The organism is Synechococcus sp. UW106 (genome assembly GCF_900474015.1).
Lineage (GTDB): Bacteria > Cyanobacteriota > Cyanobacteriia > PCC-6307 > Cyanobiaceae > Parasynechococcus.
In genome coordinates this window covers 313,455-330,764 of the sequence record NZ_UCNV01000009.1, presented here as the reverse complement: position 1 = coordinate 330,764, position 17,310 = coordinate 313,455, and the positions used below count along the sequence as shown (strand labels likewise).

At 61.2% G+C, this 17,310-nt stretch carries 20 protein-coding genes and 1 tRNA gene; 11 read left to right on the top strand and 10 right to left on the bottom strand.

The features are described from left to right. Window positions 1-24: 24 nt before the first annotated feature. The gene (locus DXY30_RS09320) at window positions 25-555 is read right to left on the bottom strand and encodes an AbrB family transcriptional regulator (RefSeq protein ID WP_256359551.1); all 531 of its coding nucleotides are present in this window, start codon (window positions 553-555) and stop codon (window positions 25-27) included. A 65-nt stretch (window positions 556-620) separates the two neighbouring features. Between DXY30_RS09320 and DXY30_RS09315 the strand changes: the two genes are divergently transcribed. Both DXY30_RS09315 and DXY30_RS14190 read left to right on the top strand, forming a co-directional pair. Continuing rightward, window positions 621-944: a chemotaxis protein gene (locus tag DXY30_RS09315; RefSeq protein ID WP_115094970.1), complete on the top strand. Its 324-nt coding sequence runs from the start codon at window positions 621-623 to the stop codon at window positions 942-944. A gap of 38 nt (window positions 945-982) precedes the next feature. Further along, window positions 983-1,201 carry a hypothetical protein gene (locus DXY30_RS14190; protein ID WP_115094681.1) on the top strand — a complete coding sequence of 73 codons (219 nt, stop codon included), beginning with the start codon at window positions 983-985 and terminating at the stop codon, window positions 1,199-1,201. 351 nt (window positions 1,202-1,552) lie between these two features. On the opposite strand, the gene DXY30_RS09300 is transcribed toward DXY30_RS14190, so the two are convergent. Together DXY30_RS09300 and DXY30_RS09295 are read right to left on the bottom strand one after the other, a co-directional pair. Beyond that, window positions 1,553-1,624 (bottom strand) — tRNA-Gly (locus tag DXY30_RS09300). 32 nt (window positions 1,625-1,656) lie between these two features. Next, window positions 1,657-2,805 (bottom strand): alanine--glyoxylate aminotransferase family protein, encoded by a 1,149-nt coding sequence (locus DXY30_RS09295; RefSeq protein WP_115094680.1) that lies wholly within the window; start codon window positions 2,803-2,805, stop codon window positions 1,657-1,659. A 38-nt stretch (window positions 2,806-2,843) separates the two neighbouring features. Between DXY30_RS09295 and cbiD the strand changes: the two genes are divergently transcribed. The 6 genes from cbiD to mrdA are packed head-to-tail and all read left to right on the top strand — an operon-like array spanning window position 2,844 to window position 9,041. Beyond that, window positions 2,844-3,950, top strand: a complete 1,107-nt coding sequence (cbiD, locus tag DXY30_RS09290; RefSeq protein ID WP_115094679.1) for a cobalt-precorrin-5B (C(1))-methyltransferase CbiD — start codon at window positions 2,844-2,846, stop codon at window positions 3,948-3,950. A 32-nt stretch (window positions 3,951-3,982) separates the two neighbouring features. Next, the gene (guaA, locus tag DXY30_RS09285; RefSeq protein WP_115094678.1) at window positions 3,983-5,569 is read left to right on the top strand and encodes a glutamine-hydrolyzing GMP synthase; all 1,587 of its coding nucleotides are present in this window, start codon (window positions 3,983-3,985) and stop codon (window positions 5,567-5,569) included. After that, a complete protein-coding gene (locus DXY30_RS09280) occupies window positions 5,569-6,192 on the top strand; it encodes a sulfotransferase (protein ID WP_115094677.1) in 624 nt (207 codons plus the stop codon). Before guaA ends, DXY30_RS09280 begins: the two co-directional genes overlap by 1 nt. 57 nt (window positions 6,193-6,249) lie before the next feature. Next, the gene (locus tag DXY30_RS09275; protein WP_115024749.1) at window positions 6,250-6,861 is read left to right on the top strand and encodes a hypothetical protein; all 612 of its coding nucleotides are present in this window, start codon (window positions 6,250-6,252) and stop codon (window positions 6,859-6,861) included. 9 nt (window positions 6,862-6,870) lie between these two features. After that, window positions 6,871-7,257, top strand: coding sequence for a hypothetical protein (locus tag DXY30_RS09270; RefSeq protein ID WP_115094676.1), 387 nt, complete (start codon window positions 6,871-6,873; stop codon window positions 7,255-7,257). After that, window positions 7,254-9,041, top strand: a complete 1,788-nt coding sequence (gene mrdA / locus DXY30_RS09265) for a penicillin-binding protein 2 (RefSeq protein ID WP_115094675.1) — start codon at window positions 7,254-7,256, stop codon at window positions 9,039-9,041. The genes DXY30_RS09270 and mrdA overlap by 4 nt, the downstream gene beginning before the upstream one ends. Here the strand turns inward: mrdA and DXY30_RS09260 are convergent. From DXY30_RS09260 to DXY30_RS09245, 4 genes are all read right to left on the bottom strand, one after another. Then, the gene (locus DXY30_RS09260; protein WP_115094674.1) at window positions 9,038-10,183 is read right to left on the bottom strand and encodes a glycosyltransferase family 1 protein; all 1,146 of its coding nucleotides are present in this window, start codon (window positions 10,181-10,183) and stop codon (window positions 9,038-9,040) included. The genes mrdA and DXY30_RS09260 overlap by 4 nt on opposite strands. Window positions 10,184-10,196: 13 nt before the next feature. Continuing rightward, a complete protein-coding gene (locus DXY30_RS09255; RefSeq protein ID WP_115094673.1) occupies window positions 10,197-11,393 on the bottom strand; it encodes an NAD-dependent epimerase/dehydratase family protein in 1,197 nt (398 codons plus the stop codon). Window positions 11,394-11,466: 73 nt separating this feature from the next. Further along, window positions 11,467-11,640, bottom strand: a complete 174-nt coding sequence (gene psb34, locus DXY30_RS09250) for a photosystem II assembly protein Psb34 (protein WP_115094672.1) — start codon at window positions 11,638-11,640, stop codon at window positions 11,467-11,469. Window positions 11,641-11,732: 92 nt separating this feature from the next. Beyond that, window positions 11,733-12,551 carry a thiazole synthase gene (locus tag DXY30_RS09245; RefSeq protein WP_115094671.1) on the bottom strand — a complete coding sequence of 273 codons (819 nt, stop codon included), beginning with the start codon at window positions 12,549-12,551 and terminating at the stop codon, window positions 11,733-11,735. Between the two features lie 51 nt (window positions 12,552-12,602). Between DXY30_RS09245 and DXY30_RS09240 the strand changes: the two genes are divergently transcribed. Next, window positions 12,603-13,148, top strand: coding sequence for a hypothetical protein (locus DXY30_RS09240; RefSeq protein ID WP_115094670.1), 546 nt, complete (start codon window positions 12,603-12,605; stop codon window positions 13,146-13,148). 40 nt (window positions 13,149-13,188) lie between these two features. Here the strand turns inward: DXY30_RS09240 and DXY30_RS09235 are convergent, their stop codons facing one another. The 3 genes from DXY30_RS09235 to rpmI are packed head-to-tail and all read right to left on the bottom strand — an operon-like array spanning window position 13,189 to window position 14,318. Then, window positions 13,189-13,707 (bottom strand): hypothetical protein, encoded by a 519-nt coding sequence (locus tag DXY30_RS09235; RefSeq protein ID WP_115094669.1) that lies wholly within the window; start codon window positions 13,705-13,707, stop codon window positions 13,189-13,191. 9 nt (window positions 13,708-13,716) lie between these two features. Then, window positions 13,717-14,064, bottom strand: coding sequence for a 50S ribosomal protein L20 (rplT, locus tag DXY30_RS09230; RefSeq protein WP_115094668.1), 348 nt, complete (start codon window positions 14,062-14,064; stop codon window positions 13,717-13,719). Between the two features lie 56 nt (window positions 14,065-14,120). Further along, window positions 14,121-14,318, bottom strand: coding sequence for a 50S ribosomal protein L35 (gene rpmI, locus DXY30_RS09225; RefSeq protein WP_006852081.1), 198 nt, complete (start codon window positions 14,316-14,318; stop codon window positions 14,121-14,123). Between the two features lie 57 nt (window positions 14,319-14,375). Here rpmI and DXY30_RS09220 point away from each other — a divergent pair, with 57 nt between their 5' ends. Then, entirely contained in the window at window positions 14,376-15,935 is a 1,560-nt protein-coding gene (locus DXY30_RS09220; RefSeq protein WP_115094667.1) for a SpoIID/LytB domain-containing protein, read from the top strand. Between the two features lie 23 nt (window positions 15,936-15,958). Next, window positions 15,959-17,278 carry a glycosyltransferase family 2 protein gene (locus DXY30_RS09215; RefSeq protein WP_115094666.1) on the top strand — a complete coding sequence of 440 codons (1,320 nt, stop codon included), beginning with the start codon at window positions 15,959-15,961 and terminating at the stop codon, window positions 17,276-17,278. Window positions 17,279-17,310 lie beyond the last annotated feature (32 nt).

The following is a 17,310-nucleotide window of genomic DNA, read 5'->3' as shown; positions in this document are numbered from 1 at the left end:
TTATGAGTTGCCTCAAGGTATCGATCAGCCTCCTGTTGTCGAGGGCACGATCAGTCGCACCACTAAGGGCAGCACCAGCAGCACCGTGATCAGCCGAACAGCGTGGAGAGCGGCCACTGCGGCACCGACGCCGAATTCCGCACCGACAAGGCTCATGCCACTGATGCCCCCCGGCGCTGCTCCGAGCAAGGCCACGATTGGATCAATGCCAAGCAAGCGGCTGGTCCAGAGTCCCACCACGATTCCCGTCATCACCAGCGCCAGGGTGATCAGAACCGCTGGTTTCCATAGGAGTTGCAGTTGACTCAAGGATGCCCGCGTCAGGCCAGTACCGATCACAGTGCCGATGCCGATCTCAAGAACCGTGCGCGTTCCCGTTGGCCAGGTCGCTGTCTCCAGTTGACCGCTCATGCTGACGATGCCAGCACCCAGCAGGGCTCCCGCCAGGGGTGCAGCGGGAATGCCGCTGAGTAGAGCCAGCAGTCCGATGGCGGTTCCAGCCAGTAAATACAGCGCCAGCGTTGCCAATGGTGGCATCGGTCTCGATCGCGTCATGTCTGCTTGATCTTGAGACAGCGGCGCTCCTGTGTTGTTATCAGCGCAACCGCCAGGTTTCGAAGATGACGTCCTCCGTGTCCTTTCGGATCACCCGCACAGCGGAAGATCTCGCTCAAACCATCACTGCCTTGTCGCAGCGTTTGGTGAAATTGGAACAGCGTCAGGAAGCGCTTGAGCTTCAGCTGCGCCAGCAGCAGAAGGAGCTGAATGCTGTCCCTGACGAAGAGATTTCCACTCTGGAGGGTGTGGAAGCCCTGTTGCGTGAAACGCGTGAGCTGTTGGACAGCACCGCTCCTGTGGCGGAAGGCTCCATGCCGGAAGAGTCATTCCAGAACGACTCCTGGGGTCATGAGGACGGCTCAGATGTGACCCGCGATGTCGCATAGGGGTGGCACCCGGTGCCAAAATAAAAAGAAAGGCAACTATGGCGATCACCATCCCTGCCTCCAATGCTTGCGCTTCTCGCACCTTGCACGGCATGACCATTTGGACCCGGTCAGGCTTCGTTGAAGGTGGCCATCAGCTCGAGAAGCTGGAATTTGCTCTGGCTCTTGCTGAAGCGCGAGGCGATCAACACCGCTGTCGTCAACTTCGGGATCGGATTGCCGATCTTGGGGGCAACGCTGAAGAACCTGGTACTTGACTCTGAGGCCAACGGCACCAGTGGGTTTTAGTCGGCAATGATGCTGATCGACGATGGAATGGTCTGAATAACAATCAGAGCTAATATTTTGTTGATAAGGGAACTCGAACGTTGACCCTGACACTCACGAAAACAAAACATTCCGAGACGACTCAACAACGTCAAAATCACGAATCAGCTGCTCAAGCTTTGTTTGTTAAAGCACGCGAGTGCGCTGAAGGTGGCCGAATGAATGAAGCAGGTTCTTTCATCCTGCAAGCCTTGGGCCACGAACGTCGCGCTGGATGTGCTGGACCCCAAGTCCTTCAATTAATCAAGCCTCGTTCTTGAGATTTACTTGGAATTCGTTGAAGCGGATGACCGGATTCGAACCGGCGACGTTCAGCTTGGGAAGCTGACATTCTACCACTGAATTACATCCGCAATGGGGCGAGATCGCTCTCGCCACCTGTGTTCTAGCCAAGCGCAGTCGAAGCTGCAGCGACACCTGCACCCATGCTGCCTTTGTGCAGCCCTAGCGATTGAAGGGTGGCTTCAATCGCAGCGACGGCCGTCAGCACATCCCTATCGCAGACATAGCCGAGATGCCCGATTCGGAACACCTTCCCTTTCAGGTGGTCTTGCCCACCAGCCAAAAGAATGTCGAATTTTTCCTTCACGGCTTTGCGCAACTGTTCGGCGTCAATGCCTTCGGGGGCCACCGCGGTGATGGCCGGGCTGCCGCAACCCTCAGCAGCAAAGAGGGGCAGCCCCATTGCCTTCATGCCGGCTTGGGCGGCGGCGCGATGGCGGGCGTGCCGGGCAAAGATCTCCTCCAGCCCCTCCTTCTGCATCATCTCCAGGGCTGCTTCCAGGCCGAAATAGAGATTCACCGCGGGGGTGAAGGGGTTGCTGTCTTTCGCCGCTGTTTTCCGGTAGGGGCCCAGGTCCAGATAGAACTTGGGCAGATCGGAGCGCTCGTAGGCCTCCCAGGCCCGTGCGCTCATGGCCACAAAACTCAGGCCAGGCGGGAGCATGTAACCCTTCTGTGCGCCTGAGGCCACCACATCCAGCCCCCAGTCGTCCATGGGGACGTTGGTGGCACCAAGGCTGGTGACGCAGTCCGCCAGGGTCAGGGCCGTGCCGTGGGCCTTCACGTGACGGGCAATGCTTTCCAGATCGTTGATCACCCCCGTTGAGGTTTCCGAGTGGGTGAGGATCACGGCCTTGATCGCTTTGGCGCTGTCGGCTTCCAAAGCCGAGCGGAAGGCCTCCGGGTCGAGGGGCTGGCCCCATTCCGCTTTGATCACCTCCACGTCCAGTCCGTAGGCGCGGGCCACCTTGACCCAGCGTTCCCCAAACTTGCCGTTGTCGCCGCAGAGCACCTTGTCTCCGCGGCTGAGGGTGTTGATGATTCCCGCTTCCATGGCAGCTGTTCCACTGCCGGTGATCACCAGCACATCGCTGGTGGTCTGATGCAGCCACTTCAGCTGTTCAGTCGTGCGCCGCACGATGGCCTGGAATTCCCCGCTGCGGTGGCCAATGGGGTGTCGACCCATGGCCTTCAGCACCGTTTCCGGCACCGGCGTGGGGCCCGGAATCATCAGGGTGAGCTTGTCCTGCATGGCGCGGGGGATGCCAATCGGCGACTCTAGAAAACAGCTTGTCCAGTCCCATCGCCCCCTCCAGCCCAGGATTGACCTTGCCGGTGTGGGTGGCAGGGGCGGCCAAGGCAGCCCTGAAGGTGTTGCTTGGCGAGGCGTTTGATCCTGAACAGCAGTTGTGCCAGGGGCCAGATCAACCGTCTCTGCAGGTGCCTGTCTGCTCTGCGGCTCCCTTGGCGACTGATCAAGCCTTGGGGATCAGTCGCTGTGATCCTGGGCCTGGTCTGGATCTGACGCGGGATCTTGAGATCTGGGTGCGGGTGGCCTGGATCAGCGCATCTCAGCCGATGCTTGACCTGCAGGCAGGAGAAGGTGTTGGCCGCGTCGGTCCTGCTGGAGAGGCTTGTTTGTCAGGCTTCGCCCGTGAGCTGTTGGAGCGGAATCTGCTGCCCCTGTTGCCGCCCGGTCGGGGCCTGATGGTGCAGCCGATTCTTCCGCTGGGTCGTGCCCTGGCCCAACGCACCAGCAATGCCGCGTTTGGGGTGGTGGATGGCTTGGCGTTGATCGGTACGCAAGCGGAGGTGCAGCGCAGCGCGGCTCCGGATCAGCTGCAGCAGGTGCTTGCTGATCTGGGGACGCTCGCTTCGGATCCGTCCTTTCAGGGACGCATCGTGTTGGTGATTGGTGAGAACGGCTTGGACCTCGCCCGCCAGCGGGGTCTAGGGCCCTTGCTCAAGGTGGGGAACTGGCTGGGACCGGTGCTGGTGGCTGCGGCGGAAGCCGGTGTTCGCGATCTGCTGCTGCTCGGTTACCACGGCAAGTTGATCAAGTTGGCTGGCGGCATCTTTCACACCCATCACCATCTGGCGGATGGCCGTCTGGAAGTGTTGGTGTCGCTGGGGCTGGATATCGGCCTGTCTGGAGACCAGTTGTTGCAACTGCGTGGTGCCGCCTCCGTTGAGGAGGCCTTCCACGCTCTGGGTGCTGAGCAATCCAGAGCGCTCGGGCGTCATCTGGCCGCGATGGTGGAGCGGCGCAGTCAGTCCTATGTCGCTCGCTACGGCGACTGGTCAATGCGGATCGGTGCTGCTCTGTTCGACCGGAGCCGTACCCTGCGCTGGTGGGGACCGGAGGGGGAGAAGCGCTTCTTTACGCTGAGGGATTGACGCTCGTCTGAGAGCGGTACTTATCAGGATCGATGTCCCAGCCCTCGTCCGACGGTCAGCGTCAGCCGGCCATCGTCATCCTTGATTTCGGCTCCCAGTATTCGGAGTTGATTGCCCGGCGCGTGCGCGAGACCGAGGTGTTTTCGGTGGTGCTGGGCTACAGCACCTCGGCGGAGGAACTGCGCCGGATGCAACCGAAGGGGATCATCCTCAGCGGTGGCCCCAGTTCCGTGTATGCCGAACACGCGCCGCTCTGTGATCCCGGCATCTGGGATCTGGGCATTCCTGTGATGGGGGTTTGCTATGGGATGCAGCTGATGGTGCAGCAGCTCGGTGGCGTTGTGGAGGCCGCCACGGGTAAGGCTGAATACGGCAAGGCGCCCCTTGAGGTGGATGACCCGACGGATCTGCTCACCAATGTCGACAACGGATCGACGATGTGGATGAGTCATGGCGACTCGGTGAAAGCCCTCCCAGAGGGGTTTGTGCGTTTGGCGCACACGGCCAACACCCCTGAAGCGGCGGTGGCGCATTTGCAACGCAAGCTCTATGGCGTGCAATTCCATCCCGAGGTGGTGCATTCCACCTGCGGCATGGCCCTGATCCGCAATTTCGTTTATCACGTTTGCGGCTGTGATCCGGATTGGACCACGGCGGCCTTCATCGATGAGGCCGTTGGCCTGGTGCGGGAGCAGGTGGGCGATAAGCGCGTGCTGCTGGCGCTCTCCGGCGGGGTCGATTCATCAACCCTCGCCTTTCTGCTCAAGAAGGCGATCGGTGATCAGCTCACCTGCATGTTCATCGATCAGGGATTCATGCGCAAAGGCGAGCCGGAATTTCTGATGGACTTTTTCGACCGCAAGTTCAATATCCATGTGGAGTACATCAATGCCCGACAGCGGTTCATCAGCAAGCTCAACGGCATCACCGATCCGGAGGAGAAACGCAAAATCATCGGCACCGAGTTCATCCGGGTGTTCGAAGAGGAGAGCAAGCGGCTCGGACCCTTTGATTACCTGGCCCAGGGAACGCTGTATCCCGATGTGATCGAAAGCGCAGGCACCAACGTCGATCCCAAGACTGGCGAGCGGGTGGCCGTGAAGATCAAGAGCCACCACAACGTGGGCGGTCTTCCCAAGGATCTTCGGTTCAAGCTGGTTGAGCCTTTGCGCAAACTTTTCAAAGATGAAGTGCGCAAGGTGGGGCGCAGCCTCGGCCTGCCTGAAGAGATCGTGCGCCGCCATCCTTTCCCTGGCCCTGGACTGGCGATTCGCATCCTCGGTGAAGTCACCGACGAGAAGCTCAACTGTCTGCGTGATGCGGATCTGATCGTGCGCGAGGAAATTAAGGAAGCGGGTCTGTATCACGACATCTGGCAGGCCTTTGCAGTACTGCTGCCGGTGCGGTCTGTCGGAGTGATGGGCGACAAACGCACCTACGCCTGGCCCATCGTTCTGCGCTGTGTGTCGAGCGAAGACGGTATGACCGCTGATTGGTCACGCCTTCCCTACGACTTGATGGAGACCATCTCCAATCGGATTGTGAATGAGGTGAAGGGGGTGAACCGGGTGGTGCTCGACATCACCAGCAAGCCCCCCGGCACGATTGAGTGGGAGTGATGGCGTGGGATTGGTTGCGGCCCAAGCCGGGTCGCATTTTTTTGATTGGTCACAACAAATGCGGTACGCGCTCGTTCCACAAGCTTTTGCGCAAGAACGGCTACAGCTCGATCCACTACGACAAGGGGCGCCTGGCGCGTCGGATCCAGGCCAACTTCACCTTTTCCAAGCCGCTGCTGGATGGCGTGGATGGCTACTGCGGGTACACCGATATGGAGCTCTGTGGTGAGTTCTACGCCTACCGCCTGTTCCCCCTGTTGGACCTGCAGTACCCAGGCTCCTGCTTCGTTTACAACACGCGTGATGTGAGCCGCTGGGTGGACTCACGCATGAACCACCGCAAGGGCAAGTACGCCCGTGCTTATCTGGATCGGATGCGTCGGGCCTTCGACGATCCCTCCTTGACGCTGGAGGACTTGCGCCAGCACTGGGAAGAGGCTTGGCAGCGCCATGATCTCGACCTGAAGCGTTATTTCGCCCGACGCAGCAACTTCTTTGCCTTCAATATCAGCGTGCCCTCGGAGCAGGCTGATCTTTGCCGTTTTCTGCGGCGTCGTGGCTATCGGATCCGCGGCAAGGTGTTGCCCCATGCCGGGGCGAGATCCGCTTCGGACGCAGGTTGATCCACGGCTGGCGACGGCCCTGCATCGCCGATACCTTGGGCCACCGGCCTTTGGGACATGACGGCGACACAACAGCAGGATGTTCAATTGCAGCGCCGGTTGCAGCAGGACAGCATTCAGCTGGGTGGCCGCACGATTTATCTGAACCCTTTTCTCTATTGGCGGCGGTTCGACAGCAACACCGATCGCTGGCTGCGGGAACCCGGTCAGCTGACCGAGGATCAGATCACGACCAACCGCAGTCGTTTTTACCCCGAACTCGACTGGGGTCAGCTGGATGATCACGGCACCGATGTCCACGATGGCGCCGTTGAGATGTTCCTCAAGAGTCTGGAGTTGATCAGCACCTTCCATCCCGAGCTGGGTTCCGGGCAGATGCTCGAGGTGGAACGCAAGATGACGATCACCAAAAAGCGGGCCTTCGAGCGCTGGGTGGATAAGGCGATCCGGCGGCGTCAGCGGGATCAGACCCGAGAGCATCGGCGCTTTGAGCGCAGCCGCTTCTGGCGCGCCTGGCGCGAGTGGATCCTGCTGGACACCACCCAGAAAGCACTGGTGCCTCTGGTGATGCTGATGGTGCTGAGTGGGGTGTTGGGCTGGTCTCTGGCGGCGAACCGTTCCGCTTGTCCGACATTGGCCCTTCCTTCGGGACAGACTGGGGTCCGTTGATCTGGCCCCATGGCCGCTGATTCCACCTCCGAAAACCCGCTCGATCAGTTGCGTCTGTCGCTGATGCAGGACGTGCTTCCCGTGGGGCTGGCCGTGCTGGAACGGGCCCGGCAGGGCGGCCCCGGCAAGGTGGTGGAGGTGTTCACTGCAGGGTCGGATGACCCCATCGCCGAGCTGCGCCAGGAGGGTGAGCCCGTGGCGCGTGATGTTCGAGAGCAGCTGGATGCTGTGAGCCCGGGGCTGGGCAACCCGGTGATGCCTGTCTCGGTTTCCGTCGATGAACCGGAAACGGTCGATGAACGCCAGGATGACCCCGACGACTTGATGCCGACCCTGCTGCGGATTGAAGAGCGTCTTGGGGAGTTGCGCCGTCGCTTGCCAGCGCAGCAGGGATGACCCGTTCCGCACAGCAGCGGCAGACCGGTCTGCGTCAGCAACCCCTCGTGCTGCTGACGCTGGTGCTGTTGTTCTGCAGCGCCATGGTCGGTCGCTTGGTGTGGATGCAGCTGCTGGAGGGGTCGCGCTTCCGCGAATTGGCGGATGAAAACCGGATCCGTCTCGTGCCCCGCTCGCCCATCCGCGGTCGCTTGCTCGATCGCAAAGGGCGGGTGCTGGCCACAAGCAAGCTCACCTATTCCCTGTACCTCGAGCCGCGTCTAGTCAGCGATGCCGATTGGCCTGATCTGCGTGATCGCCTGGCACGGTTGCTCAATTTGAAGCCTGATCTGCTGGATCAGCGCCGTCAGAAGGGTCTGGATCGGGATGGTTACCGCACCACCCTGGCCCTGGATCTCAAGCCGGAACAGGTGCTGCGGTTCCGGGAACAGGCCTTGGGACTGCGGGGCGCCCAGGTGGATGTCGACATCCTGCGGGCCTATCCCAATGGAACCCTGGCGGCCCACGCCCTCGGTTACACCCAGCCGATCACGGAAAACGAATTCGAGATCTTGGCGGAGAAGGGCTACAAGATCCGCGACCGCATTGGTCGTACCGGAGTTGAAGCGGCCTACGAGAGCCATCTGCGTGGCAAGTGGGGCGGTCAGATGTTGGAGGTCAATGCCATGGGAGAGGTGCAGCGCAACCTGGGCGATCGACCCTCCGAAGCGGGAGAGGATCTGGTGCTCACCCTTGACCTGGATCTGCAGCGCGTGGCGGAGCAGGCTTTGGCGGATAAGCCCGGTGGCGCTGTGGTGGCGCTTGAGGCCGCGACGGGTGCGGTGCTGGCCCTGGCTAGTCGTCCCAGTTTTGATCCGAATTTTTTCTCCAAGCTGATTACCACCCAGAGGGAGTACGACGCCCTCTTCTTCAATCAGAAGAAACCGTTGCTGTCCCGGGCCATGAACCCCTATGACCCCGGCAGCACCTGGAAGCCGGTGACGGCGATGGCTGGTATGGAGTCCGGCAAATTCCCGCCCGACACCAAGTTGCACACCACGGCCTGCATCACCTACGGCGGCCACTGTTTCCCGGAGCACAACGAAGCTGGGTTCGGCCACATCGGTTATGCCGATGCCCTGCGCTTTTCCAGCAATACCTTCTTCTACCAAGTAGGGGTTGGGGTTGGCTCCAAGGCCCTGAAACAAGCGGCTGATCAGCTCGGCTTTCAGCAGAAGACCGGCATTGAGATCGGTTGGGAAGAGAGCGTCGGGCTGGTTGGGGATGAAGACTGGGCGGCTCGAGGCCGCGGCTGGACTGATCCCGGCACCAGCCCCTGGATCCCTGAGGACATGGCCAGCGCCTCCATCGGTCAGTCAGTGGTGCAGATCACACCCCTGCAACTGGCCCGTGCTTACGCCGTGTTCGCTAACGGCGGCTGGCTCGTGACACCGCACCTTGCGGCCGGTGACATCGACTGGATGAGCCCCGAGCATCGCTCCAAGGTGGTGATTCATCCGTCCACGTTGCAGACGATCCGTGAGGGGTTGCGCAAAGTGGTTGATGCCGGAACCGGTGCCGGCCTCAATGGTCCTGGCATTCCTCCGGCGGCCGGCAAAACCGGAACGGCCGAGGACAGCACTGGAGGCCCTGATCACGCCTGGTTCGGCTGCTTTGCCCCCTATCCGGACGGCAAGATTGTGGTGGTGGCCTTTGCCCAGAACACCCCTGGCGGTGGATCCGTTCACGCCCTGCCAATGGCCAAGAAGGTGCTAGCTGAGTGGGAGAGGACCCGTCAGCGTTAGGCAGCGGTGAGTTGGGCTGTTGACAGCACACTGCGGTAGTAAGTCCGCAGTTGCTCGGTGGCACTAGCCCACCCCCAGCGCTCCGCTTCTTCACGGGCTGCATTGCGCAGGGCCTGGCGTTCCAGATCGTTGCCCAGCAGGCGGCGGGTGGCTTCGATCAGGCTGGCCGCGCCGCCATCCGCTCCGTCGGGCTCATACAGACAGCCGTTGACGCCGTCGGTAATGATGTCGGGGATTCCGCCACGGTTGGCGCCGACCACGGGACAACCGGCTGCCATGGCTTCCAGCAGCACCAGGCCCAATGTCTCCGTGCTGGAGGGGAACAGAAACGCATCGCCGCTGGCGTAGGCCCCGGCCAGTTCTTCCCCGGCGAGGTAACCGACGAAGGTGGTGGCGGTTCCTTCGAAGTGTTTTTCGAGTTGCTGGCGGTGGGGACCATCCCCAACCAGGGCGAGGCGTGCCTCGGGAAGGGCTTCCAGCACCGGTCGGATCCGTTCGATCTGCTTTTCCGCTGACAAGCGGCCCACATAGAGCAGCAGTGCACCGCGATCGTCATGGCCACCCAGAAGCCGTTGGCGCAGTCCCGAACTGCGCAGTTCGGGACGGAACAGCTCTGTGTCCACACCCCGTTGCCAGAGATCGGTGTGCTGAATGCCCTTGTCACTCAGTTCCTTCACCATGGCGGTGGAGGTGCATAGGTTCAGCAGGGCCTGGTTGTGGGCGGCCTTGAGCATTTCCCACAGGAGCGGCTCCAGCATCCCTAAGCCGTAATACTCCAGATATTTGGGCAGGTGGGTGTGATAGCTGGCGACTAGGGGAATGTTCTTGTTCTTGGCGAGCCAGATGCCACCGAGGCCCAGCACTGCTGGGTTCACCACATGGATCAGATCGGGTTGAAATTCATCGATCGCTTCCGACACCGCTGGGCGAGGTAACGCCAGTTTGAGCTCGGGATATAGAGGAAGCGGCATCGCCGGAACGCCGATCAGCCGCGCTCCCATGTACTCATCCGGACAACCTTCAGGGCAGAAGACCACCACCTCATCGCCGGCTTCCACCAGATGCTTCACCGTCTTGGTGAGGCGGGTAACGATTCCATCGACCTTCGGCAGGAAGGTTTCGGTGAAGAAGGCGACTTTCAAGGATGAAGCGTGTTCAGGATGCGGAGCCGATGGCCTGGGCTTGAGTTTTGGTCCAGGCGGAGGTGCAGAGGATGCGGTTGCGGTCGCAACGGTCGGCGTAGCGGGTTGCGATCTCCACCACTTCCTTCAGCAACCCGTCGTCGAGGGTGGTGGGGTTGAGGCCCAGCTCGATGAAACAGCGGTTGTCAACGATCAGATCGTTCTCCACAGCCTCGTTGCGGGGGTTGGGCAGGTTGTTCACCTGAGCACCAGTGAGAGCAGCCACCTTTTTGGCCAACTCGCCCACCTGATGGCTTTCGGTCATCTGGTTGAAGATCTTCACCCGCTCGCCATGTTCCGGAGGGTTCTCCAGCGCCAGCTGGACGCAGCGCACGGAATCGCGGATGTGGATGAAAGCGCGCGTCTGGCCTCCGGTGCCGTGAACGGTGAGCGGGTAGCCGATGGCGGCTTGCATCAGGAAGCGGTTCAGCACGGTGCCGTAGTCACCGTCGTAATCGAAGCGATTGGTCAGCCGCGGGTCGCGGTCGGTGGCGTCGGTGTTAGTCCCCCAGACGATGCCCTGGTGCAGGTCGGTGATGCGGACCTTGTCGTTTTTGTTGTAGTAGAGGAACAGCAGCTGATCGAGCGTCTTGGTCATGTGATAGACGCTGCCGGGGCTTGCCGGGTGGAGGATCTCCTCCTCGAAGCGGCTGCCGTCGGGCTGGGGCACTTCCACTTTCAGGTAGCCCTCAGGGATGGTGGCGCCGCGGTGGGAGCCATAGCCATAGACGCCCATGGTGCCGAGGTGCACCACATGAATTTCTTGACCGCTTTCAACGATGGCGGCCAGCAGGTTATGGGTGCCGTTGACGTTGTTATCAACCGTGTAGCGCTTGGTGGCGCTGCTCTTCATGGAGTAAGGCGCGGCCCGCTGTTCCGCGAAGTGGACCACAGAATCTGGTCGTTCTTCCAGCAGTAGATCCAGTAGGCGTTGGTACTCATGGGCGATGTCCATGTGGACAAAGCGCATCGGCTTGCCGCCGGTTTCTTCCCAGGCTTTAAGGCGCTCACCGATGCTCACGATTGGCGTCAGCGACTCAACTTCAAGGTCGATATCGATCTTGCGACGGCTGAGGTTGTCGACGATCAGAACCTCGTGGCCCTGATCCGCCAGGTTCACCGCACAGGGCCAGCCGCAGAAGCCGTCACCGCCGAGAACGAGAACTTTCACCCCAAACTCCTTCTGGAACGAGCGTGACGCTCAATCCTGGCAAGCTACTACAGGGATTTCAGCGTGGACCGTCTCAGCTGATGGCGACGGTCACTGCCACCATGCCGGCCACGAGCAATCCACCGGTCACCAGCATCATCATCGAGCTGCGGTTGCGGCTCTGGCTGGTGGCAACATCCATCACCTCCATGCGTGGCTCCTTGGCGAATGCATTGAGACGACCGCCGTCTTCCGTGGTGACCGACATGGGTCTTATGTGACTGGTCGGACCTTATGAGTCCAATTGCTTATTACCTGGCTTTGTGAAGCAGGCTTCACCTCACTTCACGTCTCTTCATCTCATGGTGCCGACTGCACGATGCCGGTGGTCGGTGAGCTGGCGGAGGCCTGGTCCCGCCGCGGCAAGCGTCCGGAGCGGTGGGCGGTCCGCCCGGCGAGCACTGCCTGACCCATGGCCTCGGCCATCGCTGGGGGGTCGCCGGCCATGGCGATAGCGCTGTTGACCAGGACGGCATCGGCTCCCATCTCCAGGGCCTGCGCCGCTTCGCTGGGCACGCCAATGCCTGCGTCAACCACCACTGGAACACAGGCGTTTTCGATGATCAATCCGATGTTTGCGGCGTTGTTGAGGCCCTGGCCCGAGCCGATCGGAGAGCCCAGGGGCATCACCGTGGCGCACCCGACCTCCTCCAGGCGTTTGGCCAGCAAGGGATCCGCATTGATGTAAGGCAGCACCGTGAAGCCTTCCTTCACCAGACGTTCTGCGGCTTGCAAGGTGCCGATCGGATCGGGCAGAAGATGCCGGGTGTCGGGAATGACCTCCAGCTTGATGAAGGTGTTCTCGTCCTGCCCCGCCAGCTTGGCCAGTTCCCGTCCAAGCCTGGCGACACGCACCGCTTCCTCCGCATCGGTGCAGCCCGCGGTGTTGGGCAGCATCCAGATTCGGTTCCAATCAATGGCTTCCATCAGGCCCTCATGGCCTGCGGCTACAGCCTGGACCCGTCGAACAGCCACCGTGACCATGTCGCAGCCGGATCGCTCGATGCTCTGCTTCATCAAGGCCATTGATGGATATTTGCCGGTGCCCGTGAACAGACGGCTGTTGAACTGACGCCCGCCAATGGTTAGGGGGTCGGATGTGGGGGAGGGCAAATCCATGACACGCGTGAGCAAAAGGGCCTACCGTGCCCTCATCATCCATCGTCTTCCATGCCGTTCCTGCTTGCCATGGATCTCCCGGTTGGCAGCCAGGTGCCGTTTGAGACCAATCCTCAGCTGCCTCTGGATCCGATTCAGCTTGCGGTTCCTCTGGAAATCGATGAGGGAGACGTGGAGAGCTTCGATCCGGTGGCACGTGCTGTAGATCTGGCTGCATCGTTGCCCCGCCAGTGGTGCGGCACGTTTGAACCCTTTGATGGCAATTCCACCGTTGATGTCACCTTGGACATCACCCAACTGACGGCGTTGGGCCAGATGGTTGATATACGGGGAACGATGACCTTTGGTTCCGTCACCACACCGGTTCAGGGCAATTTGCATGCCAAGTCGGATCAGCTTGATCTCATTCCCTTGGCGGATCCCTTAATCGCTGGCCTCGAGCCTGGAGGTGTATTCCTAGGCCTGCAAGGTTTTAGTCCCACCGGTTGGCAGGCTCCTCGCCTGGTGAATGTGGCCAACCCCAGCACCGGTGTTGGTGGACGTCTTGCGATGACCAGCAGCTGCCAGGACGAGATTCCCGTTCAGCCTCTTTGGTGATCACATCGCGGTGATGACACCAAGGTGATTCCATCACCCTTCAGCTCATCCGACGCTTGAGTTTCTTCAGCCCTTTCTTCGCTGTGGCGTTCTCAGGTTCGATGCTGAGTGTCTGCTCATAAAGCGAGATCGCCTCAGAGTCTTTCAACAACTTTTCCTGGGCAAAGGCCAAGTTGTTCAGGGCTACGGGATAGTCCTTTTTGGCCTTCAGCGCCAGCTTGTAGTGCTTGGTGGCACCGGAATAGTCCTTTTGCGCAGCCAGAGCAAAGCCAAGAGCATTTTCAATCAGCGCGCGAGCCTCATCGGGTTCCCCACTCAGTCGTTTCAGTGCCTGCTTGAGGGTGGCCGCAGCTTGGGGGTAAAGCCGTTTGCGCAGTTGCACGGATCCGAGCTCATAAAGATCCGATGCCTGCCGAGATGAGGCCGTGTCAGATTTTTCGAGTTCGATCAATCGTGCTTCGTCACGTCGCACACGAAAAAATTGTCGGCCCACCACCACCGCAACGATGGCAAGCAGGCCGACCAGGCCCAGCAGGTAGGTCTGGGGCAGCAGGTTCACAGTTGGAGATCAGCTCTTGGCTGCAGCCACCACGTTGGTGAAGCTGCTGGGGTCAACGACCGCTAGCTGAGCCAGCATCTTGCGGTTCAGGCGCACATCCGCCTTCTTGAGTCCGCCCATCAGCCGGCTGTAGCTCACGCCATTCAACCGAGCGGCAGCATTGATACGTGCAATCCAGAGGCGACGGAAATCGCGCTTGCGACGACGACGATCGCGATAGGCATTGCAGAGGGCTTTCATCACCCGCTGGTTTGCTGTGCGGAACAGAGTTCCGTTGCCACCACGGAAGCCACGGGCCAGCCGCAGAATCTTGTTGCGGCGTTTACGGGCGACGTTGCCTCTCTTGACGCGGGCCATGAGGTTGGAAGGGTTGGATCAGGTCTTTTTGAACGGACTCGTCTGAGCAGCTGTGCTCAGGCGTAGGGCATCATCAGTGTCACGCGCTCTTCATCGGTGCGATCCACCACAGCCTTGGTGGCCAGATGACGCTTCTGCTTAGGGGTTTTGTGGTCCAGCAGGTGGTTCCGGAAAGCGCGACGACGCAGAAATTTGCCAGTGCCGGTTGCTTTGAACCGCTTCGCGGCAGCTTTGCGGGTCTTCAGCTTGGGCATTGGTCTGCTCGTTCGTGCACAAACGACAACAATACGTCCCGATGTGCCCCCCGCGGAATGATTCGGTTCCTGACGCTCACATTGCTTCTTTGTATGGGTCTGGGCTGCAAGGCCCGTGAAGACGTTGCAACTCAGTCACCCGCCGCGGTCGAGCCTGCTGCCGTTGAACCGATTCAGCTCCCCACCCACCGCTCCATCGCTGACCCACCGCCGATTGAGGGCCCTGAACCGGTGCTCTGGGTGGCGTTGGAGGACCACCTGGGTGCCGCTGCAACAGCAGCGCCGCTGAATCTCCGTGCCTTCTCAGGATCGCTCACCCTTCGGGATGCAACGGGGGAGCAACGCAGCGGATCGGATTTTGCGATCACCTGGCGAAGCGTGCCCTTGGGCACTCCGTTTTCATTGGCCCGCCGGATTGCTGGCCCCTACGCCAGCTTTGAAACGGCGGATCGTGTCGCCTCCCGTTGGCGTGCTTTGGGAGTTGAAGCGGAGGTCGCCCATCCCGGGGAATGGGAGGTCTGGGCGCCAGAAGGGGCCCCGGTTCCAGAGGGTCTCGCTGTGCGCGATTGGCAAGGCACGCTCACCAGCACCGTCGAACCGGTATTGCAAACGCCGGAGGGGGAACGCACATTGCGGGGTCCTGTTTCGATTGAGGCGTCCGATGGACTTCTCTGGGCAGGTGGACGCTTTCAGGGTCCCTTTCGCTTGCAACGGGATGCCTACGGCAGTTGGTCCCTGGTGGAGCAAGTGCCGGTGGAGCGTTATCTGGAGGGGGTGGTTCCCCATGAGATCGGTGCCGGTTCACCGATGGCTGCGTTGCAGGCCCAGACCGTTTTGGCGCGCACCTGGGCCTTGGCGAATAGCCATCGCTTCAGCATCGATGGCTATCACCTCTGCAGTGACACCCAGTGCCAGGTTTATAGCGATCCCCGCCATGCGGGAGGTGCTGTGCGCGAAGCGATTGCGGCCACCCAGGGAAAGTTGCTCAGCCTGAATAACCAACCGATCAGTGCGGTGTACCACGCCACCAATGGCGGGATGATGGCCGCAGGCCCGGAAGCCTGGGCCATGCAGCCCACCACCTACCTGCGTCCGAAACCCGATGGGGATGAGGGCTGGAGCAGTCGTCATCCCTTGCCGCTGCAGCAGCGCCAGGCGGTGCAGGCGTTGCTGGCGGATCGCTCCGGGGCCTATGGCCAGCAGCACCCCCGCTTCCGCTGGACCCGAACCCTCTCTGGTCAGAGTCTGCGTCAGGCCCTCGGAGCAGCGGCAGAACCGCTGGCTTCTCCCTTGCAGCTGCAGGTTCTGGAGCGGGGTGCCAGCGGCCGTGTGCTGGCGTTGCAGATTTCCGGCAGCGGCGATGCCGCACCGGTCACCCTCAGGTTGGATGCCATCCGTCGCACCCTCCGGACACTTCCCAGCACCCTGTTTGTGCTGGAGCCTCAGGGCGCTGAACGCTGGCTGGTGCTGGGCGGTGGCTTCGGCCATGGGGCCGGTTTGTCGCAGGCGGGAGCGATCGATCTGGCCTGGCGGGGCTGGTCTGTGGAGCGGATCCTGCGCCATTACTACCCAGGGACTGTCTACGGTCCGCTCTCAACAGTTGTGCAGTCCCCTTAAAGTCCTGCCACCTGGGCATCTGGATGAGCTCGAACGCCACCTCTGGTGATCACCGACGGGTGAAGTCGGCCGCGTTCCTGTTCGCTTGTGGATGCGCTGGTGCAGCTCCCCATTGGCTTGACCCAGCCCGCTCGCTCTGGCCTGCAATCAGTCTTGCTCTGATGCTTGGTGGGTATGGCTTGCGTTCCGTGATGCGTGGGCAGCTGACACGTGGTGCAGCGGATGCCATGCCGGCAATGGATCCGGGGCAGCTTCCCAGCCTGGATGTGGTGGTGGCCGCCCGAGACGAAGAATCTGTGGTGCAGCGTTTGGTGGAACGCCTCACATCGCTCCGCTATCCATCCGGACAACTCACCACCTGGGTGATCGACGACGGCAGTGTGGATCGCACGCCTGAGTTGCTGGACAACCTGGCTGCCGAGCACCCGGGACTCAATGTCATCCATCGCCAGCGCAATGCCGGTGGTGGCAAGTCGGGTGCTCTCAACACCGCCTTGGATCGCCTGAGTGGCGATTGGCTGCTGGTGCTTGATGCGGATGCCCAATTGCAGGAGGACCTGCTCGAGCGCCTGGTGCCCTACGCGCTCGATGGTGGCTGGTCAGCGGTGCAGCTGCGCAAGGCCGTGATTGATGCAGATCGCAACTGGCTGACCCGATCCCAGGCGATGGAGATGGCCCTGGATGCGGTCATCCAGTCGGGGCGTCTGGCCAATGGAGGTGTGGCAGAGCTGCGGGGGAACGGCCAGCTGATCAAGCGCTCGGTGCTGGAGGCCAGCGGCGGTTTCAACGAAGACACCGTGACCGATGACCTTGATCTCAGCTTCCGCCTTTTGACCCATGGGGCCTTGGTAGGACTGCTGTGGGACCCTCCGGTTCAGGAAGAGGCAGTCCCCGGTCTCCAGGCCTTGTGGAAGCAACGGCAACGCTGGGCGGAAGGAGGATTGCAGCGTTTCTTCGATTACTGGCCTGTGCTGACGTCGGCCCAGCTCAGTGTTCGCCAGCGCTGGGACCTGACGGCGTTTTTCCTGCTCCAATACGCCCTGCCGGTGGTGTCGTTCGCTGACCTGTGCGCGGGTTTGATCACCCGAAGCGTTCCGGTGTACTGGCCCTTGTCGGTGGTGGCGTTCAGCGTTTCGGGTCTGGCGTTTTGGCGTGGTTGTCGCAGCGGGAGCGCGGGGCCGGCGATTCCAACCGCGGGCCCGGTGAATCTCCTGGTGGCCATTGCCTACCTGGGCCACTGGTTTGTGGTGATTCCCTGGGTCACGTTGCGGATGTCGCTGCTCCCCAAACGTTTGGTTTGGGCCAAAACCAGCCACGGCCATGACCATCCGGTACAGGCCTGACGCAGCCCCTTTTTCACGCGTGCCTTAGGTGG